22 protein-coding genes and 1 pseudogene are annotated in these 22,638 nt (G+C 63.7%); 11 read left to right on the top strand and 12 right to left on the bottom strand.

Features of this window, described 5'->3' with window-relative positions; all coding sequences use genetic code 11:
- Positions 1–9: 9 nt before the first annotated feature.
- From NR187_RS32325 to NR187_RS32300, 6 genes are all read left to right on the top strand, one after another.
- Complete coding sequence (locus NR187_RS32325) at positions 10–1,347, top strand: multicopper oxidase family protein (protein WP_211381739.1); 1,338 nt, start codon at positions 10–12, stop codon at positions 1,345–1,347.
- Between the two features lie 35 nt (positions 1,348–1,382).
- A complete protein-coding gene (locus NR187_RS32320) occupies positions 1,383–1,838 on the top strand; it encodes a cupredoxin domain-containing protein (protein WP_211381738.1) in 456 nt (151 codons plus the stop codon).
- A 14-nt stretch (positions 1,839–1,852) separates the two neighbouring features.
- Complete coding sequence (locus NR187_RS32315) at positions 1,853–2,155, top strand: copper-binding protein (RefSeq protein WP_211381737.1); 303 nt, start codon at positions 1,853–1,855, stop codon at positions 2,153–2,155.
- Positions 2,156–2,321: 166 nt separating this feature from the next.
- Positions 2,322–3,074 (top strand): hypothetical protein, encoded by a 753-nt coding sequence (locus NR187_RS32310; protein WP_211381736.1) that lies wholly within the window; start codon positions 2,322–2,324, stop codon positions 3,072–3,074.
- Between the two features lie 321 nt (positions 3,075–3,395).
- Positions 3,396–5,537 (top strand): flagellar biosynthesis protein FlhA, encoded by a 2,142-nt coding sequence (gene flhA, locus NR187_RS32305; RefSeq protein ID WP_256809117.1) that lies wholly within the window; start codon positions 3,396–3,398, stop codon positions 5,535–5,537.
- A gap of 294 nt (positions 5,538–5,831) precedes the next feature.
- Positions 5,832–6,032: a hypothetical protein gene (locus tag NR187_RS32300; RefSeq protein ID WP_011084994.1), complete on the top strand. Its 201-nt coding sequence runs from the start codon at positions 5,832–5,834 to the stop codon at positions 6,030–6,032.
- Positions 6,033–6,223: 191 nt separating this feature from the next.
- Here NR187_RS32300 and NR187_RS32295 read toward each other — a convergent pair whose 3' ends face one another.
- Together NR187_RS32295 and NR187_RS32290 are read right to left on the bottom strand one after the other, a co-directional pair.
- Entirely contained in the window at positions 6,224–7,444 is a 1,221-nt protein-coding gene (locus NR187_RS32295; RefSeq protein ID WP_256809115.1) for an NAD(P)/FAD-dependent oxidoreductase, read from the bottom strand.
- Positions 7,445–7,584: 140 nt separating this feature from the next.
- Positions 7,585–8,544 carry an AraC family transcriptional regulator gene (locus tag NR187_RS32290; RefSeq protein WP_211381733.1) on the bottom strand — a complete coding sequence of 320 codons (960 nt, stop codon included), beginning with the start codon at positions 8,542–8,544 and terminating at the stop codon, positions 7,585–7,587.
- A gap of 1,046 nt (positions 8,545–9,590) precedes the next feature.
- On the opposite strand from NR187_RS32290, the gene NR187_RS32285 reads away from it, so the two are divergent.
- Positions 9,591–11,432: a caspase family protein gene (locus tag NR187_RS32285; RefSeq protein WP_256809114.1), complete on the top strand. Its 1,842-nt coding sequence runs from the start codon at positions 9,591–9,593 to the stop codon at positions 11,430–11,432.
- A 214-nt stretch (positions 11,433–11,646) separates the two neighbouring features.
- Here NR187_RS32285 and NR187_RS32280 read toward each other — a convergent pair whose 3' ends face one another.
- From NR187_RS32280 to fliI, 6 genes are all read right to left on the bottom strand, one after another.
- Positions 11,647–11,880: a hypothetical protein gene (locus NR187_RS32280; RefSeq protein ID WP_211381731.1), complete on the bottom strand. Its 234-nt coding sequence runs from the start codon at positions 11,878–11,880 to the stop codon at positions 11,647–11,649.
- Between the two features lie 33 nt (positions 11,881–11,913).
- Positions 11,914–12,162 (bottom strand): hypothetical protein, encoded by a 249-nt coding sequence (locus NR187_RS32275; RefSeq protein ID WP_256809112.1) that lies wholly within the window; start codon positions 12,160–12,162, stop codon positions 11,914–11,916.
- 625 nt (positions 12,163–12,787) lie between these two features.
- Positions 12,788–13,861, bottom strand: coding sequence for an anti-sigma factor domain-containing protein (locus NR187_RS32270; protein ID WP_211381730.1), 1,074 nt, complete (start codon positions 13,859–13,861; stop codon positions 12,788–12,790).
- Between the two features lie 37 nt (positions 13,862–13,898).
- A complete protein-coding gene (locus NR187_RS32265; protein WP_211381729.1) occupies positions 13,899–14,444 on the bottom strand; it encodes a sigma-70 family RNA polymerase sigma factor in 546 nt (181 codons plus the stop codon).
- Between the two features lie 187 nt (positions 14,445–14,631).
- Positions 14,632–15,051 (bottom strand): flagellar export protein FliJ, encoded by a 420-nt coding sequence (fliJ, locus tag NR187_RS32260; RefSeq protein WP_129271398.1) that lies wholly within the window; start codon positions 15,049–15,051, stop codon positions 14,632–14,634.
- Positions 15,052–15,172: 121 nt separating this feature from the next.
- On the bottom strand, positions 15,173–16,498 hold the full coding sequence (fliI, locus tag NR187_RS32255; RefSeq protein ID WP_211381728.1) for a flagellar protein export ATPase FliI: 1,326 nt from the start codon (positions 16,496–16,498) through the stop codon (positions 15,173–15,175).
- 441 nt (positions 16,499–16,939) lie between these two features.
- On the opposite strand from fliI, the gene ctrA reads away from it, so the two are divergent.
- The 4 genes from ctrA to NR187_RS32235 all read left to right on the top strand — a co-directional run bounded on the left by ctrA (position 16,940) and on the right by NR187_RS32235 (position 19,815).
- Positions 16,940–17,641, top strand: coding sequence for a response regulator transcription factor CtrA (ctrA, locus tag NR187_RS32250; protein ID WP_015688285.1), 702 nt, complete (start codon positions 16,940–16,942; stop codon positions 17,639–17,641).
- 169 nt (positions 17,642–17,810) lie between these two features.
- The gene (locus NR187_RS32245) at positions 17,811–18,215 is read left to right on the top strand and encodes a DUF350 domain-containing protein (RefSeq protein ID WP_211381727.1); all 405 of its coding nucleotides are present in this window, start codon (positions 17,811–17,813) and stop codon (positions 18,213–18,215) included.
- 1 nt (position 18,216) lies between these two features.
- Positions 18,217–18,651, top strand: coding sequence for a hypothetical protein (locus NR187_RS32240; protein ID WP_249128815.1), 435 nt, complete (start codon positions 18,217–18,219; stop codon positions 18,649–18,651).
- A 3-nt stretch (positions 18,652–18,654) separates the two neighbouring features.
- Positions 18,655–19,815: a glutathionylspermidine synthase family protein gene (locus tag NR187_RS32235; RefSeq protein ID WP_256809109.1), complete on the top strand. Its 1,161-nt coding sequence runs from the start codon at positions 18,655–18,657 to the stop codon at positions 19,813–19,815.
- Positions 19,816–19,978: 163 nt separating this feature from the next.
- Here NR187_RS32235 and NR187_RS32230 read toward each other — a convergent pair whose 3' ends face one another.
- From NR187_RS32230 to NR187_RS32215, 4 genes and pseudogenes are all read right to left on the bottom strand, one after another.
- Entirely contained in the window at positions 19,979–20,851 is an 873-nt protein-coding gene (locus NR187_RS32230) for a protein-glutamate O-methyltransferase CheR (RefSeq protein WP_211381724.1), read from the bottom strand.
- Positions 20,848–22,047, bottom strand: a complete 1,200-nt coding sequence (locus NR187_RS32225; RefSeq protein WP_256809106.1) for a chemotaxis response regulator protein-glutamate methylesterase — start codon at positions 22,045–22,047, stop codon at positions 20,848–20,850. Before NR187_RS32225 ends, NR187_RS32230 begins: the two co-directional genes overlap by 4 nt.
- A gap of 74 nt (positions 22,048–22,121) precedes the next feature.
- A complete protein-coding gene (locus NR187_RS32220; protein ID WP_007600538.1) occupies positions 22,122–22,487 on the bottom strand; it encodes a PleD family two-component system response regulator in 366 nt (121 codons plus the stop codon).
- 72 nt (positions 22,488–22,559) lie between these two features.
- Positions 22,560–22,638 (bottom strand): annotated as a pseudogene (locus tag NR187_RS32215) (chemotaxis protein CheW); the annotation flags it as partial.

Here is a 22,638-nt window from a genome sequence, read left to right as displayed (position 1 = left end):
GAGGCCGAGATGTTTTCCCGCCGAGGATTCCTGGGCACTGCCGCGCTAGCCAGCGCATCCGTCGTCAGCGGCCGCGTGCAGGCCGCCTCGATCCCGGAAGCCCCGCACATGGACAAGGTGGTGATGCAGCCGCCGCTGCATCCGACCAGCGGCCCGGACTATCACCCCGTCGTCACGCTGAACGGCTGGTCGCTGCCGTTCCGCATGAACGGCGACTGGAAGGAATTCCATCTCGTCGCCGAGCCCGTGGTGCGCGAGTTCGCCGAGGGCATGAAGGTGAATTTGTGGGGCTATAACGGCCAGTCGCCGGGACCGACGATCGAGGCCGTCGAAGGCGACAAGGTTCGTATCTTCGTCACCAACAGACTGCCCGAATACACCACCGTGCACTGGCACGGCATGATCATTCCCAGCGGCATGGACGGTGTCGGCGGACTGACCCAGCCGCACATCCAGCCTGGCAAGACCTTCGTCTACGAGTTCGAGATGAAGAAGAGCGGGACCTTCATGTACCACCCGCATTCCGACGAAATGGTGCAGATGGCGATGGGCATGATGGGCATGGTCGTCGTGCATCCGCGCGATCCGAACTTCCGCGCCGTCGACCGCGACTTCGTCTTCGTGATGAGCACCTATCGCGTCGATCCCGGCACCTATCTGCCGCAGGTCAACGAGATGACCGACTTCAACATGTGGACCTGGAATGCGCGGGTGTTTCCCGGCATCGATCCGTTGCCGGTCAGGCTCGGCGACAAGGTGCGCGTGCGCATCGGCAATCTCAGCATGACCAACCATCCGATTCATCTGCACGGCCACAGCTTTGCGGTGACCTGCACCGACGGCGGCTGGATTCCGGAGAGCGCGCAATATCCTGAGACGACGACCGACGTGCCGGTCGGCGCGGTGCGCGTGTTCGACGTGCTCGCCGACAATCCCGGCGACTGGGCGTTCCACTGCCACAAGTCGCATCACACCATGAATGCGATGGGACACGCGGTGCGCAATCTGATCGGCGTGTCGCGCAAGGATCTCGCCAAGGCCGTCGGCAAGCTCGCGCCCGACAGCATGGCGATGGGCTCGACCGGCATGGCGATGGGCAACATGGAGATGCCCGCGCCCGACAACACGCTGCCGATGATGACCGGCACCGGCCAGTTCGGCCCGATCGAGATGGGCGGCATGTTCACGGTGATGAAGATCCGCGAGGACCTCGCGCGCGACGATTATCGCGATCCAGGTGCCTACCAGTTCCCGCAAGGCACCGTCGCCTACGAGATCACGCCGCCGGCCCCGGAGCCGCCGCGGCAACAACCAGGCGGCCCGCCGATGAAGAACATGAAGATGTGAGCTTGCCGATGAACCACCACCAACTGGAGAGACCAATGAACAAGACGATCAAACTCGCCCTCGCGCTGGCTGCGCTTTCGATCGCGCCGGCCTTTGCCCACGAGCAGCACGGGCATGGGACCTTTTCGGCCGGCGAGCCCGGCGATTCCAAGAAGCCCGCCCGCACGATCGAGATCTTGATGAACGAAATGGACTACACGCCCGCCAGGATCGAGGTCAAACGCGGCGAGCAGATCCGTTTCGTGCTGCGCAATGTCGGCAAGGAGGACCACGAATTCCTGCTCGCCACCACCAAGGAGAATCTCGCGCATGCGGTGGAGATGAAGAAGCATCCGCACATGGAGCACGACGACCCCAACGGCGTGCGGCTCGCACCGAACAAGACGGCCGAGATCCTCTGGAAATTCAGCAAGGCCGGCACATTCGAGTTTTCCTGCCTGATCCCCGACCACCGCGACTACGGCATGGTCGGCCACGTCACCGTGAAGTAACGAGGGAGCCTTCGATGAACCGCATCATCCGTATCGCTGCCGCGTTGGCGCTGACCGTCGGTCTTGCCGCCGGAGCCTTCGCGGCCCAGGGCGCCGCGATCAGCGGCGAGGTCAAGAAGATCGACGAAGGCACCGGCAAGATCACGCTCAAGCACGGACCGGCGAAAAGCCTCGGCATGGATGAACCCATGACCATGGTCTACCGGGTCAGGGACCCTGCCTTGCTCAAGCAGGTGAAGGTCGGCGACAAGGTCACCTTCGAAGCCGAGGAGGCGGCTTCGGGGTATACGGTGACCAGAATAGAGAAGGCGAAGTAGGCAGCCCTCGTCGTTCCGGGGGCGATGCGCTGCATCGAACCCCGGAATCTCGAGGTTCGGGGATCGCCACCATGACTTAAACGGCGACGCCCGCAGAGATACCTCTCTCTTTTCCACAACTTTAAATAATGGCAAGATGACCCTTATTTGAGTCATGGAGCGCATTATGGAGCAGGATCATATCGACAAGGCTATTGTTGAAAACTACCGCAAACTGCGAACACGGATGGGCGCGCTGACTGCGGCTTTCCCGGTCGTCGTCATCTTGATCGGACTCCTTTGGGGCATTCGTCTCCAGCCCTCGTTGAGCGATTACTATTTTGCCCAGGACGCGGTTCAAGGCAGGGCGGATCTCTATCCCGTCCGGCTTTGGTTCTGCGGTTTCCTCTTCGCTGTCGGCGTGTTCTTGTACCGCTACAAGGGCTTCTCGAAAAATGAAGACCGCTGGCTCAGCCTTACCGGCGCATTTGTCCTGGGCGTTGCGATCTTTCCCATGGCCGTCTCCGGCAAGACGAGTCCATTCACACTCGCATCGTTCGGCCTTCCGAATGTGACGCTGCACGGAATCAGCGCGGTGCTGGCGTTCGCCTGTATCGGCATCATCATATTCTGGTACTCGGACTCGACGCTGTCGAAGCTCAAGAAGGACAGTGCGGCCCGCAAATGGTTCAGGAGGGCCTACTTCCTGATCGGCACCTACATGTTGCTGGCCATGGCAGGCTCGGTCATCATGCATTTCCTGCATACGGATCGAGAGAACGATTCCTACATCCTGTATGTGGAGTGGTCCGGCCTCTGGGCCTTTGCCCTTTATTGGTTCGTGAAGAATCTCGAGCTTCGTTACGTTGCGGAGTCGATCAGGAAGGGGACGACCGCACCGTCGCCCATGGGCAAGGCCGATGTCCTGGACGCGCTGTAGATCCGGAGCGTGAAGTGGCGGTTCCCGTCTAAGGCCTGAGGCTGGGTGGCTGTTGGTTCGCCGCCCAGAGCCTCCGCCTGGAATGATCTCTCGGGGCCCCCCGACGCCCTCTCCCTTCACGCTTGCCCGCACCCTCCGTTAACCGTTTGCTAACCATACACCCGGCAAGAATTGCCGAGTGAAGTCGAGTGTCGTCAGCCGCGTAAGACGGGAGCCCCCGTGGACGCCAGTGCGGTGCCTCACTTTCGGAACGGCGGCCCTTCGGCCGCCGCGCAGACAATTGGGGCGCGCGGACGGCAGTCGCGCGGGGGAGCAGCTACCATGGTCGACGTCACCGCGGGACAGGGCGTAGGCAGCACGAACGCCGGCTTCCCCACCCTTGCCGAGGTCGGGAACATCCTCAAGCGCGGCGATATCGCGCTGGCCCTCGGCGTCCTCACCATCCTGGTGGTGCTGATCCTCCCGCTGCCCGCGATCGTGCTGGACCTGTTCCTGGCGATCTCGATCACGCTCTCGATCCTGATCCTGATGACGTCGCTGTTCATCCAGGCGCCGCTGGAATTTTCCGCCTTCCCGACCGTCCTGCTGATCTCGACCATGCTGCGCCTGTCGCTCAACATGGCCTCCACCCGCCTGATCCTGTCGCACGGGCACGAGGGCACGGATGCCGCCGGTCACGTCATCGAGGCCTTCGGCAGCTTCGTGATGGGCGGCAATTTCGTCATCGGCATCATCGTCTTCGCCATCCTGATCATCGTCAACTTCGTGGTCATCACCAAGGGTTCGGGCCGTATCGCCGAAGTCGCCGCCCGCTTCCACCTCGACGCCATGCCCGGCAAGCAGATGGCGATCGACGCCGACCTCTCCGCCGGCCTGATCGACGAGGCGGTCGCCAAGCAGCGCCGCAAGGACCTGGAGGACGAGAGCGGCTTCTTCGGCGCCATGGACGGTGCCTCGAAATTCGTTCGCGGCGACGCCATCGCGGGCCTCCTGATCGTCTTCATCAACGTCGTCGGCGGCATGATCATCGGCGTGGCGCAGCAGGGCCTCTCCTTTGCCGACGCCGGCCGCAGCTACACGCTGCTGACCGTCGGTGACGGCCTCGTCACCCAGGTGCCGGCGCTGATCGTCTCGACCGCGGCCGGCCTGCTCGTCTCCAAGGCCGGCGTCTCGGGCGCTGCCGACAAGGCGCTGATGAAGCAGTTCTCTGGCTACCCGCAGGCGCTCGCGATGTCCGCGGCGGTCATGCTGGTGCTGGCGGCGCTGCCGGGCATCCCGACCCTTCCGTTCCTGGCGCTCGGCGCCGGCGCCGGCGCGCTCGCCTGGCACGCCCGCAACCGCAACCGGGCGACTGCAAGGGCTGCCGAAATTGCAAAGACCGCACCTGCACCGGGAACGCCGGGCGCGCCGGGCGCCGCTGCGACCGAGGAGCCGATCTCGGCTGCACTCAAGATCGACGACCTCAAGATCGAGCTCGGCTATGCGCTGCTGCCGCTCGTCAACGGGCCGGACGGCACCGACCGCCTCACCGAGCAGATCAAGGCGCTGCGCCGCTCGCTCGCGATCGAGATGGGTTTTGTGATGCCCGCCGTGCGCATTCTCGACAACGTCCAGCTCGAAGCCAACACCTACATCATCAAGATCAAGGAAGTCGACGCGGGCTCCGGCAAGATCTGGCCGAACCAGTTCATGGTCATGGACCCCGGCGGCAGCCAGGTGCAGGTGCCCGGCATCCACACCACCGAGCCGACCTTCGGCCTGCCCGCGACCTGGGTCGATGCCAGCCTCAAGGAGGAGGCCTCGCTCAAGGGCTATACCGTCGTCGACGCCGCGACCGTGCTCTCGACCCACCTCACCGAGCTGCTCAAGGCCAACATGTCGGACCTGCTCTCCTATGGCGAGGTGCAGAAGCTGCTCAAGGAGCTGCCGAAGGAGCAGAGCGAGCTGGTCAAGGACATCGTGCCGGGACAGGTCACGGTCTCCGGCATCCAGCGCGTGCTGCAGCTGCTGCTCGCCGAGCGCATCTCGATCCGCGACCTCTCGACGATCCTCGAGGGCATCGCGGATTCGCTCGCTTTCTCGCGCAATCCCGCCACCATGGTCGAGCACGTCCGCGCGCGGCTGGCGCGGCAGATCTGCGCGCAGAACACCTCCTACAACGGTTATCTGCCGCTGATCGCATTGTCGGCGCGGTGGGAGCAGGCCTTTGCCGAATCCATCATCGGCCAGGGCGAGGAGCGCAGCCTCGCGATGCAGCCCTCGAAGCTGTCGGAGTTCATGACCGGCGTGCGCGAGGCGTTCGAACGCGCCGCCCGCGAGGGCGAGGCGCCGGTGCTGGTCACCTCTGCGGCAATTCGTCCCTTCGTGCGCTCCCTGGTCGAGCGGTTCCGGGCCCAGACCACCGTGCTGTCGCAGGCGGAAATCCACCCGAGGGCAAGGTTGAAAACGGTCGGAAGCATCTGATTTGCCTTAAGAAGCCGTATGTTTTTTGGCCACAGGCAAATGGTTTTTGAGTTCCTGGCGCCTTGTCGACCAGATGTCGATAAAACGCCTTGCAGGCACATTACGTACTTGAAATAATTATATAATTGCACGATTGGAGGCCGCTTCTGATCGCGGACTCTCACGTCGTGTCACGCTCTTGTGATCGCCTCTTGGGAACGAATCCCCCCAATACTAGGTTGTTGGGCATCGGAAGCATGAACCTGCCCGAACAGGGCGGCGACTACTTCGGGTAGATGGCGGCAGGAGCCTTCCATGAACCACTCGATTTACAGCGCAGATCGCTCGACCCACCTGAAGATCGTGGTCGTGGCCCTCGTCGCAGGGATCGCGGTGGCAGGCTTCGGCATCACGGCGCGCACGGGTTCGGACGAAGGTCTGACCCAGACCGCCCGCGTCATCAAGGCCGGCAAGCCGGTTGTGATCACCAGCTCGAACGCTTCACTCGTTCGCTAAGGAGACATGAGTTTCAGGAATTCACGCGGCTCTTTATCAGCCCCCCAAAGTCGCCACGTGGATATGTAGACGACCCCAACCCCAAGTCGACTACAGAAAGCGCCCGCCCCCCACGGGCGCTTTCTCATGTCTGGGGTCCGTCATCGCGACGGAGTGGGGCGAACTGCCGTCAATCCTCCAACGAGCATCCGCTACCGCGCCCCATAGGTCGGCGGCGGCGCCTGCACGGTCGGAGCTGCCGCAGCGAACAGCTCCTCCTTGCGTCCCGAGAGCGGCGGATAGATGCGTTTTCGGTTGATGGTCTGCTTGGTCGCCTTCGCGGCCGCGCCGGTGGTGCGGACTTCGCGGTCCCACCCTTCCGTATAGAGCGCGCCCCAGCCACCGAGATCGAGCACGGTCACATACCAATCGATCCGCAGCGGGAGCAGCGGCAGGCCTGCGAGATCGGCCACCACATTGTGCCCGGCGAAACGGCCCATCGGGCGGGCGAACTGGCAGGACATCACGGTCGGATGCAAGCCGTCGACCACGCTCGAGGCAACGTCGCCGGCCGCAAACACACCGTCGGCATCCGCAACCCGCATGAAGGGATCGACGAGAAGACGCCCGAGGCGGTCGCGTGCACCCGGAAAGCTCGCCGCCAAGGGGCTCGCGCGCATCCCGGCACACCAGATCACCGTCTGCGCCGGAATGAACTCGCCAGAGCTCAGGCGCAGGCCGCCGGCCTCGACGGATGCGACGCGCACGCCGAGCCGCGTCTCGACGTCGAGCGAGGCCAATGCCGTCTCGATGACCGGACGCGCATGCGCGCCGATGCTGGCGCCGACCACAGGATTGTGATCGACCAGGATGATGCGTCGGCTGCCATTGATGCCGGCGCGCGCCAGCCTGTCGGGCATCTCGGCCGCGACCTCGATGCCGGTGAAGCCGGCGCCGACCACAACGACCGTCGAGCGCCCCGGCGCCGGCGCGCTGCGTCCAAGCGAAGTCAGATGATCCTCGAGTCGGAGCGCCGCGGCATAGGTGTCGACGTCGAAAGCATGCTCGACAAGGCCGGGAACGTCGGGACGCATCACTTCGCTGCCGAGCGCCAGCACCAGCCGGTCATAGGCCAGCGTCTCATCGCCGCCGCCGGTGACCAGCGAGATCTCGCGCCGGACGGGATCGATGGCTTCGACCTCGCCGATCCCGTGACTGACGCCGATCGGATCCAGCAGTTGCGGCAGCGGAAGCGCGACCTCGCTGAGGTCGACCTCGTAATTGCGGACGCGGATGTTGTGATAGGGATTGCGATCGACGAGGCGGATCTCGATGTCACTGCCGGCCGCACCGATCTCGTCGCGCTTGCGTGCGGCACCGATGGCCGCCCACAGACCCGCAAATCCGGCGCCGAGCACGACGATACGCGCCATGTCCGTGACTGCATTCCCAAGAGAGTGACAAGGAAGCGACGAGCGATCGAGGCGTCCGACCGCGCAGACAGATATAGCTCATCCGGCCGGGCGGACCAACTGTCGCGGTACCGGCCGGCAGCACAAATTCTCGGTGCGGCTCAGGCCTCGCGCAGTTCCGACGGCGTCGCGCCAAAGCGCTTGCGGAAGGCGCGGTTGAAATAGGACAGGTCGGAGAAGCCCGATGAGTGTGCGATGTCGCTGATCTTGCGCGTCCTGGCGCGGGGATCGCCGAGCAGCTTGCGCGCCTGCAGCAGGCGCTGCTCCAGCACAAATTCGGTGAATGTGGTTCCGGCCTGCTCGAACAGGCGTTGAGCCTGGCGCGGGCTCAAGCCGGAGCGCGTCGCGATCTCGGACAGGCAGAGATCATTGCGGCCGAGAGCGGCCATCACGTCGGCGCGCATGAGATCGAGACGGGCCGCCGCATGACCTCGCCCGCGCGCGAGGCTTGCATGCTCCGCATCGGTGCCGAGCAAAAGACCGACGAGATCGACCATGTGCTGCGCCGTGAGGCGCTGGCCCACGGCGTCGAGATGCGGCGCATGATGGGCGGCAAGGGCATGGTAGCGGAAGATCGTCTCGGCGATTGCACCGTCGGAGAGCACTTGCGACAGCTTGTCCTCGGCACGCGGGTTGATGTCGAGCAGCGCCCGGCGCGGCATGCGGATGCTGGTGAAGCGATCTTCGTCGGTATGGCCGACCGTGCCGGTGATGGCCATGTCGACGAGCACCATCTGCGCCGGCGCAAGCTCGACGGTATGGCCGTTCTGCCCGACCCGGACGAGGCCCGCATGGCCAGCGATCAGGACGAGGTCGTCGCTGCCGTCGGCAAGATGGCTCTGGGTGCGTGAATATTGCGCGGAGGCGCCTTCGGGAATGGCCAGCGCGATGTTGTCGACCACGCTGATCTGGAGCCGGCAATCTATGCTGTCGCCACGGCTCGGCCCGATGTCCAGGCCGCAGGAACCGAAAGCCCGTTCGCGCCAATGCTCAAAGGCCGGACCCATCGGCAGGCCCGCATATTGGTGAACGAAGATGCCCGGCGTTCTCGCTGCATCCATCTGATTTCTCGCCCCTCTCCGGCACCATGATCGGCGGTGTCGACTGCAAATTCCGGGCATTTGACGCCGCGAAACGCGGAGAGGTTCAAATCGGGGACGGATTTGGCGGGACTTGTCGGATCACGACGACCGGATGGACCGGGGCGACAGAGCGATGCGCAGGCTGTGCTCCCTCCCCTCCTCGCTTGGCCCTTCTGCAAAAAATGAAAAACAACCCCATGCACAGTAGAGACGCGGCTGCCGGGCGGCACACGATGCAGTCGGTCAAGCCATTGCGGCGTCGGGCAAATCAGCGGCAGACCGGCAAGGAGCGCGGCATCTGCGGCGCGGCTTCGCTTTCGCAGCCGGACACGCCGTCAGCCGGGCGCGATTCAAGGCCCGCACGAATTCGTATTTTACGAACACCATTTGACGCGTCGGGCAAAACAGTGGCACTATGCCATGCTAGCCCGTTTCGGAAATCGCGACCGGCTGGTCGCCATACGCGGCGCGCGGACTTCCCGCTGTCCCGAAAATCCAATGGAGGGGCGATCTTCGTTCGATGCTCGTCAAACATCAGCAGAACCGTTCCAGCACGTTCTCGCCTTGGATTTGAGCGCCGTCGGAAAGTGACGGTTCTCTCCTCGTCCTGCACAGGTCATCCTCGAAATGCCTGTCTCGGCAAATTACCGTGTCTCACTTCAGGGGTGCAGCCCAGCACTGTCACCGTAATCACCTAGACTGACTGAATCACTGATCCCTCTGCGTCGCAACAGCCGCCTTTCTCAACAGAATCGGTCAAAATGCGAAGAACTCAAACTGAGCCAATCTAGTCCGCCGTGCCTTAATAAGCGGACCTCAACGAGGTGCGCCGACACTTCGCTGATGGGCCAGAAGCGGAAGTCGGCCTAAGGCAGAATGAAAGTCCGCCAGATGAGGCCTAGTTCATCTTACGAGCCGTAGTTTGATGAGGTGGTCCAAAAGGCCCCGGCCCCTCAGAGACATCGCAGAGTTCCACTTGCATTCTCCCAAGCTGCGAATACCCTGCGCAAATATTCGGGGCTTCCATGCGCGCACTTGGCTGGTTCTTCTTAATCCTTTTGCTTTCCTTGACGATAGGTCCGACGCACGCCGAACGCCGGGTCGCGCTGGTGATAGGCAATTCCGCCTATAAGAGCGTGCCGAAGCTGGCGAATCCTGTGAATGACGCCGCCCTGGTTGGCGGCATGTTCAAGAAAGCTGGGTTCGATTTCGTCGAGATCAGGACTGATCTCAACATTGCCGAGACGCGGAAGACGCTGAGGGAATTTGGCCTTCGGAGCCGGGATGCCGACATCGCCGTTGTTTATTATGCGGGGCACGGGATCGAGGTCGATGGCATCAACTATTTAGTTCCAACTGATGCTGCGCTGGAAGTCGATACGGACGTATACGACGAGGCACTTCCGCTCGACCGTATTCTCGCGACGATCGAACCGGCCAAGCAGCTTCGCCTTGTCATTCTCGATGCCTGTCGTGACAACCCGTTCGCGGGATCGATGAAACGTACCGTGGCCAGCCGTTCGATTGGTCGCGGTCTTGCTAAAGTCGAGCCTTCAAGCCCGAACACGATGATCGCCTTTGCGGCAAAGGCCGGCTCGACAGCGTCAGACGGCGCCTCGAAGAACAGCCCATTTGCAACGGCCGTGGTGGAGCGTTTGCCAAAGCCCGGGCTCGACCTCCGTAAAGCCTTTGGCTTCGTCCGCGACGATGTTCTCAAGAGCACGGATTATCGCCAAGAGCCCTACGTCTACGGTTCTCTCGGTGGCGAAGATCTGCCGCTGGTCCCGGCCGCTCCGGCTATGGGACCGCAAGCCGATCCGCAAGAGGCCGTCCGCCGCAACTACGAACTTGCGCTACAACTCGGTACCCGCGATGGCTGGACCGTATTCCTTGCGCAGTATCCCGATGGGTTTTACGCCGGTCTCGCAAAGGGTCAGCTCAACAAGATCGCGGCGGAAGAGGCGCGAGCTGCTGCAGCAGACAAAGCGCGACAGGCCGAGGAGGAGAAGGCACGTCTCGCTGCTGATCGCGCCAACAGGGCTGAACAGGAGAAGGCAGCGGCGGCCGCGAAAGCTGCCGAGAACACCCGGCTTGCGGCAGAAAAGGCCAAGAGGGCGGAAGAGACGAAGGCAGCAGAAGCCGAGCAGCGGCGCAAGGATGCAGAGGCAGCCGTTTACAAAGCGCTTGCCGAAAAGCAGGCCGCCGAGGCCGCGCTTGCTGATAGGATTGCCAAGGAAAAGGCTGCAGCCGAGCTTACGACGCAGCCGGCCACCAGGGTAACCAACGACAAGAACGACGACCTGAAGGTCGCGGATCTCCCGCCGACGCCGCCGCAGCCATCTCTCTCGCCCCAAGAGACGATCAAGCTGGTTCAGTCTGAGTTGCACCGCGTGGGCTGTCTGACAAACGCAAGTGACGGTGACTGGAACACCGCCTCACAGCGCTCCTTGACGCTGTTCAACAAATTTGCCGGGACGAAATTCGACACCAAGCTTGCCAGCTTCGAAGTACTCGATGCCATCAAAGGCAAGCCCGGTCGGGTTTGTCCACTTGCCTGCGAGCGCGGCTTCAGGGCCGATGGCGAAAGCTGTGTCAGGATCACGTGCCGGTCTGGCTATCACATCAATAGCGACAACGAATGTGAAAAAGGCCAAGACAAGAAACCTGTCGCGGCGCGTGAATCGCCGAAGGCAGTAGACGACGAGCGCAAGCAGGTCGAATCAGCGCCTCCGAAGCAACAAGCGAGATCAAGTGGCCAGATGATCTGCTCGAGTGCCGGTTGCCGGCCCGTCAAGCCCGGATGTCACGTCGAGCAGCGGAAGTATTACAGCACATCCATAAGCGCAGCCACAGAAGTGTGCAACTGACATAGTTGTTGCAGTCCCCGGCCGATGGCCGCAGTTAGAACTTGAGCCCCGTCTCGAAGGATGGTCGGCGGAGCAGCTAACGTCTGAAACGGGTCAAAGTGAGAAGTCCGGGCGCTCAACCGGCAGGTCGGCCTTACCCCCAACTAAGGACATGGTCTTGCCGCCACGCAAACTGACGCTTTGGGCCAGAACCGGACATCGGCGCGAAGTTCATTTACGTCTTTGTAGTGACGAACCCTTCGCTCCATGCATCCTTGTCGACTTCCATCTTGCTGACTTGGAAACAGTCGGGATAGTCGCGAAAACCCTCAAACTGGAGTTTGCGCCTTCTTGCGGCTTCCGCTTCGGCAGCGCTGCTGTAGACCCCGATGAGCTTATCGTCAGTCTCGTTTTCATCGACGCCGCCTTCAAGTGGTCGACTATGCCAGAGCAGAAAAACCGAGCCCATTTGGTGTACGATCCTTCCCTTCCTACGACGTTCTCATTGGCTCGAATACGTTCTTGGGTCAAAAAATGCAGCGAGACCGGAGACGACTGCAACAACCGCCAAAAATAGGACAGTGGTAGGATCGATGAACAGATACAAGGCTGCCGCTATTCCGATGATGGTCAGCGCTGGGCCAATGAGCGCAGGGTGCGTCTTAAGCCAGTTGATCACCCTGTGGCGGACCTGAGGGATGTAGGCGGTAGCCGCGAGGAGAGCGACAAGTACAACAAGCCATTTCGGCATGGGACGCAGCACCTCATTTGTCCTACAACCACAATAGCTAAGCACGCTTTCGCCCGCATGAAGAATAGAGTTCAAATTATAGCGACTACCGGCCAATGTCTGTCTTGGGTCAAAATGCGAAGAACTCAACCTGAGCAAATCTTGTCCGCCATGCCTCAACAAGCGGACCTCGTGGAGCGATGCTGCCACTTCGCCGATGGGTCAAAATGCGAAGAACTCGACCTGAGCAAATCCTGTCCGCTATGACTCAATAAGCGGACTCGTGGAGCAGAGCGGGCCGTTTCTCCGAAGGGGCGCAACAGAAATGCTCTCGGGGACGCATAAGAGTTCAGCTTCTCGCGACTGACGTCTGCCGGCGGCCACTCGAACCACAAGAAGCGTCAAGCTGCGGACTTCACGCGCTTTGGGAATTCGGTGACAGTGCACTAAATTCCTGATCATCCGTCTTCCTCCACGGATGGCCTGGGCCCGCGCTTGAGACTACGTGATCATGGTGGCGGTCACATACCTCCAACTACGGCGAGCGTGCATTGGAGCGGCTGCTCGCCGGTGTGGCCACAGCTCACTCTTGCAACAAGCTCTTGGGGTCATGGGTCCTGGCTTTCGCCAGGCGGACGATGGAAATCTACTTCTTCGCCGGAACCTGCGCCTGCGATGGCGGCACGGTCTCGATCAGCTTGCCGGAAAATACCGGCGCCGAGGTCGGCTGACCATTGGGCGAGCCGCCGGGCTGCTCGACGGTGACCGCGTAGGTGGCGCCGTTGACGACGTCGGCATCGTAGGCGGCGAGCAGCGGACGCGCGGTGAAGTCACTGCTGCCGATCACGCCGAGCGAGCGCGGGCGCGGCAGCTTGTCGGAGATCAGCCAGAGCTCGAAGCTCTTGCCGGGCTCCGGCGTCGCGCCGACCTTGCGCACGGTGAAGTTCCTGGTCGTACCGTCGATGGTGAGGATGAAGGCGGGGCCACCGGCCTGGCCCTGCAACAGCGCGACATATTGCGACGACGCCGCGAGCGGCGCCGGCGTCTTGACCTCGACCGTCTGGATGCGCGGCGCGGGACGCAGGGCCCCAGGCAGCGCATCGGGCAGGAAGATCTGGAGCGACAGCGTCACCAGCAGCGCGGCCGCAAGCGCGCCGACGGCGGATGCGACGGTGCGCCAGCGCTTCACGCGGCCCTCGAGCCGGATCACATTGGTGTTGTCCACGACCGGCGCCGGCGGCGCGCGCGCGACATCAGGATCGGGTGCATGGACCTGCGGCATGAAGACCGGCGCGATGTCGGGAAGCGCATCGGGGTCCGGGCGCGCGGTTTCGGATTGCGCCGCTTCGGATTGCGCGGCTTCGGAAGGCTGCGGCTCCGGTTGCTCCGTGCGGTCCGATGACGCTTCCGGCGGCACGGCTTCGAACGAGAAAGACTCCGGTACGGGTGGCGGCGGCGAGGCTTCGGACAGCGCGGGGGGCTGCTGTGCGAAGCCCGTCCGCGCGAGCTCGGACCTGATGTTCTCCCACACGACCGGACGCGGCTCGATCGTGCCTACCATCTGGTTGAGCACGCCGAGCCGGAATTCCCACGCCTGCACGATCGCGGCGAACTCGGTGTCCACCGCCATCATGATCGCAACCTGCGTGCGCTCGTCGGCATCGAGTGTGCCGAGCGCATATTCCGCAGCAAGCGCGATATGGTCTTCCGTGTAGGCCATCACATGCAGTCCAGAACCACCCTCACAACATCAGCCCTCATAGTCCGAGGCATTCGCGGATATCCAACATGCTGCGCCGCAGCCACGTCTTGACCGTGTTGACGGGCGCCGAAAACTTCTCCGCCAATTGCTCGCGGCTCCAGCCGTTGTAATAGGCGAGAAGCACGAGCCTCTGACGGTCCGGCTCGAGCCGGCCGATACATTCCAGGAGCCGCTTCAACTCTTCCGTCATCTCACGGCGCGCCAGCGGATCGGGACTGTCGGCCGCAACCTCCATCGCCTGAGGCTCTTCCTCGATGGAGGATTCCGTCTTCTTGCGCACGATGTCGATGGCACGGTTGCGCGCGATCGACGCCATCCACGTGATCGGCGACGACAAGGCCGGATTGAACTGGCCAGCGCTGTTCCAGATCTTGACGTAGGCCTCCTGAATGACCTCCTCCGAGAGATCCTGTCTGCGCAAGATACGGAGCACGACGCCATAGAGTTTCGCGCGCGTGGCGACGTAAAGGCGCTCGAACGCGGCCTGATCGCCCTTGGCGACCGCCTCAATCAGCCCGACCAGCTCTGCTGGCGTCAGCATTCAGCCCCCCAACGCGCAGGCCCCGGCGCGTCGTTCCGCGCGGACCCAGGCACTCCGCCACCATAGCGCGCAGCAAAGCCCATCACCAAGGGGCGGGGCGCCACGCTGTGGATAGCAAACGCGAAAACCCGGACCTTGCGGGCCCGGGTTCAGCAGATTCTCGGCGGTTCGACCGCTGACTGCGTTTTTAGGCGACGGCGCCGATGCGGGCGCGCATCAGGCCGATGCTGTCGAGGTCGGCCTGCTCGCGGGCGTTTTCCTCGGCGCGTTCGCGGGCCTGGTCGCGCTCGTCGAGGAGCTCGACCTTCTTCAGTTCCTCGAAGGCTTCCGCCAGCGCACCCTTGGCTTCGTCGAGCTGGCCCTTCAGCTCGTCGGCCGAGCGGGTCAGGTTCTCGCGGCGCTGGATGGCAGCCTTGGCATAGGTCGGATAGGCGAAGTGCGAGGGATCGTTGATCCCGGCACGCTCCTGCTCGGTCGAGATCTCGCGTTCAAGATCGGTCGACATCCGCTGGAAGTCGGCGATCATGGTCTCGATCTGGGTGACCCGGCGGCGCTTCTCGTCGACCTGAAACTTCTTCAGGCGGATGAGGGTATCACGTGACTTCATCGACTCGTACTCCCCAGAAGTCCCTTGGCTGCACGTGGGACGGCACCGGTCTCCCCACGGGCCCGACTGGGGCCAAGACCGGCTCTGCTACTCTGTGGGATCGGATGATGACGGGACAAAGTTAGCGTTCCGTTTCCAAATTGCCGAGGATTTGCGCCAACTGGCGGTAGCCGTCCGCCAGCGACGCATTTTCGTCCTTGCGCTGGCGCAGGAAGGCCTCCAGCGGCTCGTGCAGGCGGATTGCCTCGTCGACCTCGGGGCTGGAGCCGGCCCGGTAGGCGCCCAGACGGATCAATTCCTCCATGTCGGCATAGGTCGCCATCACCGCCCGCGCCTTCTGGATCGTCGGCCAGAACTCCGGGTCGGCCGATTTCGGCATGGTGCGGGAGACGGATTTGAGGATGTTGATGGCGGGGTAGCGGCCGCGCTCGGCGATCGAGCGCTGCATCACGATGTGGCCGTCGAGGATGCCGCGGACGGCATCCGCAATCGGCTCGTTATGGTCGTCGCCGTCGACCAGCACCGTGAAGATCGCGGTGATGGCGCCCTCGCCCAGGCCCGGCCCGGCGCGCTCCAGAAGCTTCGGCAGCTCGGTGAAGACGGTCGGCGTGTAGCCTTTGGCGGTCGGCGGCTCGCCGGCGGACAGGCCGATCTCGCGCTGGGCCATGGCAAAGCGTGTCACCGAGTCCATCAGGCACAGGACGTCCTGCTCCTCGTCGCGAAAATATTCGGCGACCGCAAGCGTCAGATAGGCGGCCTGGCGGCGCATCAGCGCCGGCTCGTCGGAGGTCGCGACCACGACGACGGAACGCGCAAGGCCCTCCTCGCCGAGGTCGTCCTGCAGGAACTCCTGAACCTCGCGGCCGCGTTCGCCGATCAGCCCGATGACGCTGACCGCGGCATCGACGTTGCGCGCGAGCATCGACAGCAGAACCGACTTGCCGACGCCGGAACCCGCGAAGATGCCCATGCGCTGGCCGCGGCAGCAGGTCAGGAACGTGTTCATCGCGCGCACGCCGAGATCGAGCGGCGCGCCGACGCGTTTGCGCGAGTGCGCCGGCGGCGGCGAATTGCGGTACGGCATCGGCGCCGGGCCCTGCGGCAGCGGCCCCTTGCCGTCGATCGGCTCCCCCAGTGCATTGACGACGCGGCCGAGCCAGGCCGCACAGGGCCGCACCTGGTTTGCGGCGTTGGCGATGACCGCCTTGCAGCCGCGCCGCACGCCGTCGAGGCCGGCGAACGGCATGACGACGGCATTGTTGCCGGAGAAGCCGATCACCTCGCAAGGAATGGAGCGGTTGCCGCCGGTCTCGATCACGAGCCGCGCGCCGACCGACATCGCATGGATCGGGCCGGCCACCTCGACCATCAGGCCGCGCACGCCGACCACGCGGCCGTAAATGTTGACGCCGTCGATGTCGCCGATCTGTTCGGCAAGAGCCTTCATAACGGGGCTTTCATAACGGGGCCTTCATCAGGGACGCGGTAAGGAGCGCGCCTTCATCCTTGGGGGCTTCATGGCGAAAACCTTAAGTTTCGCCATATTTCTGAACGGCGCTTAACTTCGTGTTTACCCGCATCGTTAATCATTGCGTCACTGTCTTTGTGACTGAGCGTGACTCCCCTTCAGAAGAAGGCTGAGTCGCGGGAGTCGGTTAGGCCCGTCTCTTAAAGTGGAACTTGAACGGTATCGGGTGACAAAAGCTGCTTCGTACACAGGACCTTAGGGCGATTCGACAAAAATTGCACCGGGGGGACTTGCGTTCCAGAATCAGGATTTGTTAACCATCTGTCGTCAGGATCCGAATCAGTTGTTCAAAGGCGTTTTGTTGAGTGCCGCGAATGCGGCCGACCTGACGCCCAGGAGCGGCGACTATGGGGAACTGGCATGCGCGTTTTGCTGATTGAAGATGACAGCGCCGTCGCGCAGTCGATCGAGTTGATGCTGAAGTCTGAGAGCTTCAACGTCTACACGACCGATTTGGGGGAAGAAGGCGTCGATCTCGGTAAATTATACGATTACGACATTATCCTTCTCGACCTCAACCTGCCCGACATGTCCGGATACGACGTGCTCAAGCAGCTTCGGGTCTCCAAGATCAAGACACCGATTCTGATCCTCTCCGGCCTCGCCGGCATCGAGGACAAGGTCAAGGGTCTCGGCGTCGGCGCCGACGACTACATGACCAAGCCCTTCCACAAGGACGAGCTGGTGGCCCGCATCCACGCGATCGTGCGCCGCTCCAAGGGCCATGCCCAGTCGGTCATCCAGACCGGCGACCTCGTCGTCAACCTCGACACCAAGACGGTCGAAGTCGGCGGCCAGCGCGTGCATCTGACCGGCAAGGAATACCAGATGCTGGAGCTGCTTTCGCTCCGCAAGGGCACCACCCTCACCAAGGAAATGTTCCTCAACCATCTCTATGGCGGCATGGACGAGCCCGAGCTGAAGATCATCGACGTCTTCATCTGCAAGCTGCGCAAGAAGCTCGCCAACGCCTCCGAAGGCCGCAACTTCATCGAGACCGTGTGGGGCCGCGGCTACGTGCTGCGCGAGCCGCACGAGCAGGAAGAACGCATTCCCGCCTGATCCTGGGTTTACTCGCGAGCCTCTGGGGCTCGCTCCTCCCAGCCTGGACCCCGCCGCAAATGGCGGGGTTTTGTTTTTTGGGGGATGCGAACGCGGCTGCATCGCCGTCCCGCCGTTGAACCGCTATCCTTCCCCCGCCGACGAATGGTCGCTGCACGATGGGGGAACCATGATCCTGCAATCACTCGCCGGCCTGCCCGCCTTCCTGGTCTATTTCTGCACCGGGCTGATCGCGATCGTGGCGTACCTGTTCGTCTACACCCGCATCACGCCCTACAACGAATTCCAGCTCATCCGCGACAACGAGCCGGCCGCAGCGATCGCGCTCGGCCTCAGCCTGCTCGGCTTCGTCGCGCCGCTGGTCAGCGCCATCGCGCATTCGGCCAATGTGCTGGATTGCCTGATCTGGGCGATCATCGCGCTGATCGTGCAGATCATCGTGCTCTTTCTCGTGAGGGTGCCGGTGCCGAATCTGCCGGCGCGGATCGCGGCCGGCGAGCTCGCGCCCGCGATCTGGCTCGGGCTGTCTTCGCTCGCCGCGGGACTGCTCAACGCCGCGTGCATGATCTACTGACATGGCCGACAAACCCTCCAAAAAGGAGTTCGGCAAACGCCGGCCGCCGGCCGGGCCGCCGCCTTCGCAACGGCCGGCGAAACGCTCCGGCCACGTCGCATTGCTGGTGATGGGCACGATTGCGGTCGGCACCACCGCCTACACGCTGATGCCGCGGCAGCACTGCGAGCCCGGTCCTGCCGGGGCGAGAGTCCCCGGGGCGATAGCCCCCGGTGCGACGGTCCCGGGCGCGGACACGCCGGTGCAGGCCGGCACCGCGTGCGGCAGAAGCAGCTCCTCGAGCGGCGGCAGCTCGCGCTGGTCGTCGCGATCGAGCTTCTTCAGCAGCGACTCCTCGTCCCATCCCTCGTCGGGAACGTCGTCCGATTCGGGCTCCGGCAGCGTGAGCCGCGGCGGCTTCGGCTCGTTCGGCCATGGCTTCTCGAGCGGCGGCTGATCCATGCAACGCATCGTCTGCCCCGAGCGCGACGACTGGCGGCAGACCGCCGAGCAATGCGGCTTCGCCTTCCACACCATCGACGGCGAGCGCTACTGGGACGAGCGCGCCTACTATGCTTTCACCCTCGACGAGATCGAGCGCGGCATCGAGACGCCGACCGGCGAGATCGACGCGATGTGCCTGGAGCTTGCCGGCCGCGTGATCGGCGACGAGCGCCACCTGCGGCGCCTGAAGATTCCGGAAGCGTTCTGGAGCCTGATCGCCGAGAGCTGGGAGCGAGACGACCGCAGCCTCTACGGCCGGCTCGACCTGACATTCGACGGCAAGGGCCCGGCAAAGCTGCTCGAATACAACGCGGATACGCCGACCTCGATCTTCGAAGCCGCGGTGTTTCAATGGACCTGGCTCGAGCAGGCGATCGAACGGCGCATCATCCCCGGGCGCGCCGACCAGTACAACTCCATCCACGAGCGGCTGATCGCGGCGTGGAAGGAGATTGCGGCCAGCCGCCACGTCCATCTCACCGGCACCACCGGCAACGAGGAGGACGCCGGCACCCTCGCTTATCTCGAAGACACCGCGCGCCAGGCGGGACTTTCCACCACGCTGCTCGACATCGAGGAGATCGGCTGGCGCAACGAGGCCGGCGGTTTCGTCGATCTCGACGACCGCGACATCGCGCTCGCCTTCAAACTCTATCCCTGGGAATGGATGTTCCACGACGCCTTCGGCGCAAAGCTTGCGAGCGCGCCGACACGTTGGATCGAGCCGCCGTGGAAGGCGGTACTCTCCAACAAGGGCATCCTGCCGCTGCTCTGGGAGATGTTTCCGAACCATCCCAATCTGCTGCCGGCCTTCTTCGAGGACGACGCGCGCGCCGCAGAACTCGGCAGCTCCTACGTCCGCAAGCCGCTGCTGTCGCGCGAAGGCGCCAACGTCACGCTGGTGTCCGGCGGACTCCCGCTCGACGAGCAGGCAGGACCTTACGGCGCCGAAGGATTCGTGCGGCAGGCATTGTCACCGCTGCCGAATTTTTCGGGCTTCTATCCGGTGATCGGAAGCTGGCTGGTGGATCACGAGCCATGCGGGCTGTCGATCCGCGAGGACGAAAGCCCGATCACGGGCAACGGCTCGCGGTTTCTGCCGCATGCGATCCTGTGAGGGTTAGTTTTCTTCCCTTCTCCCCTTTTGGGAGAAGGTGGCGCGAAGCGCCGGATGAGGGGTTCTCTCCACTCGCGAGACCGTTCGTGAGGATGGAGACCCCTCACCCGGCTTCGCTATCGCGAAGCCACCCTCTCCCACAAGGGGAGAGGGTGAAGAATGATCACCTTGCCGCGGCAACCTTGAGCGACGGCGGCATCAGTCCGCCCATCGGGCGGCCGGAGCGCGCGGGGTTGAGCTGATAGAGACCACGCCGCTCGGCGATCGGGCGGAACGCGTCGGTGATGCCGACGACGGATTCGGCGGCGCCAAGCAGCAGCGTGCCGTCGGCTTCCAGGCCCTTCGCCATCCGCTCGAAGATCACCGCCTTGGTGGCCTGGTCGAAATAGATCAGCACGTTGCGGCAGAAGATCACGTCGAACGTGCCGAGATGGGAGAAGTCCTGCAGCAGATTGAGCTGGCGGAACTGCACCATCGCGCGAATGTCGGCATTGAGCTGCCAGGTCTCGCCGGTCTGCGTGAAATACTTCATCAGGTGCTGGATCGGCAGGCCGCGCTGCACCTCGAACTGGCTGTAGACGCCGGCCTTGGATTTCTCCAGCACCTCCTGCGACAGATCGGTGGCGACGATCTCGATGCGCCAGCCGGCGAAGGCCGCGCCCATCTCCTTCACGCACATCGCGATCGAATAGGGCTCCTGCCCCGTCGAGGACGCCGCCGACCAGATCCGCAGCGACCTGCGCGCCGCGCGCGCCTGGAGCAGGCCCGGCATGATGGTTTCGCGCAGATGATCGAACGGAATCTTGTCGCGGTAGAAGAAAGTCTCGTTGGTGGTCATCGCTTCGACCACGTCGGTCGCAAGCCGGCCGTCGCCGTTCCTGATCTTCAGCACGAGGTCGGGAATGCCGGGAAGGCTCGCCCTGCGGGCAAGCGGCAGAAGCCGGCTCTCGACCAGATACTGCTTGTCGGCGGAGAGATCGAGGCCGGAACGCTCCTTCAGGAACTTGCGCAGATACTCATAGTCGACCGGTGTCACGAACGGTCTCCCGCGAACAGGCGGTTGACCCTGGCGCCGATCTGGTTGAGCGGCAGGATCGCCGCGCAGATGCCGGCATTGGCCGCCGCGCCCGGCATGCCCCAGACGACGCTGGAGGCTTCGTCCTGCGCGATCACGCTGCCGCCGGCGGCGACGATATCCTTGCCGCCGCGCATGCCGTCCGAGCCCATGCCCGTCAGGATCACGGAGAGGATGGCGCCATGCCAGATGTCGATGGCGGAGGTGAAGAGCGGATCGACCGCGGGCTTGCAGAAATTGACGGCGGGGCCGTCGTCGAGCGCGATCGCCACGTCGGCGCCGCTGCGCACGACGCGCATGTGCTTGCCGCCGGGTGCCAGATAGATCCGCCCCGGCTTCACCGGCTCGCCGTCGACCGCCTCGGCCGCCGGCTTGCGGCTCGATCGCGCCAGGTGTTCGGCGAGAATGGTGGTGAAGGTCGGCGGCATGTGCTGGGTGATCAGAACCGGGACGCGGTCGATCACCGGGCCGAGCTCGGTGACGAGCGCCATCAGCGCCTGCGGACCGCCGGTCGACGAGCCGATCAACAGCACCTTCGGTGCCTGGGTCGAAAACGGACGCGTGGATAGCGGCGAAGACGACGACGGCGCATGCACGGCAGGTGCGGGCGCGGCGGGCCGTGCGACAGCCGGAGCACGCGCGGCCGGTGCAGCAGGGCTGGCAGGCGCCAGCGGCGGGCTCGCAACGGCAGGTTTGCGGCGCAGCCGTGCGCCGAGGTGGCGGATCTTCTGGATCAGGTCGTGGTGGAAGATGTCCGCGGCCGACGCCTCGCGCGTCGATTCCGGCTTCGGAATGTAGTCGGCCGCGCCGAGCGACAGCGCCTTGAAGCTGATCTCCGCGTTACGGCGGGTCAGCGTCGAGGCCATGATGATGACGAGATCGCGCTTCTTCGCCAGGAGCTGCGGCAGCGCCGAGATGCCGTCGAGCTCGGGCATTTCGATGTCGAGCACGGCGACGTCGGGGTTGATGCGTTCGATCTGGTTGACCGCCTCGAGCCCGGTGCGCAGCGAGGCCGCGACCTCCATGTCGTGCTCGGCACCGATCCAGCGCGAGATCAGACCGCGGATGACGACGGAGTCATCGACGACCATCACCCGCAGCGGTCCGGCTTCGCGCGACGAGCCCGGGGTCGAATTGCCTGCGAACGCAACACTCATTACTCACCAACTCAGACTGAAACGGTCAGTTGAAAACAATCGCCGAAGGAGCCGTTCAGCCTCCGGGCGGTCGCTCAGATAAGGCCGACTTCCTGGAATTTCGCGGTCACGATGTCCTTGTCGAAGGGCTTCATGATGTACTCGTTGGCGCCGGCATGGAGCGCGCGCGCAATATGCGCGACGTCGTTCTCCGTGGTGCAGAACACGACCTTGGGCTGGTCCCCGCCGGGCATGCGCCGGAGATGGCCGAGGAACTCGTAGCCGTCCATCACCGGCATGTTCCAGTCGAGCAGCACCGCGTCGGGCAGACCGCGCTTGCAGGCCTCCAGCGCCTTCTCACCGTCCTCGGCTTCGAGGATCTGGAAGTCGAGGCCCTCCAGGATCCGGCGCGCAACCTTGCGGATGACGCTGGAATCATCAACGACGAGACAAGTTCGCATGTGAACCTCTGCTTCCCCCCCTTTTGCGGGGGCACTTCCAATTGCAAGTCCGTCGGCAGCGATGCCGCCGTATCAGGCCGCCATCATCTCGGGCGCGAGCTCGAGGACGCGATCGACGTCGAGGACGACCATGAGCTGGCCGTCGAGACGG

The organism is Bradyrhizobium sp. Bra64, assembly GCF_024519875.1.
GTDB classification, from domain to species: Bacteria; Pseudomonadota; Alphaproteobacteria; order Rhizobiales; family Xanthobacteraceae; genus Bradyrhizobium; species Bradyrhizobium japonicum_G.
Note: the sequence above shows the minus strand (reverse complement) of the source record. Positions and strands in the feature narration are given on the sequence as shown.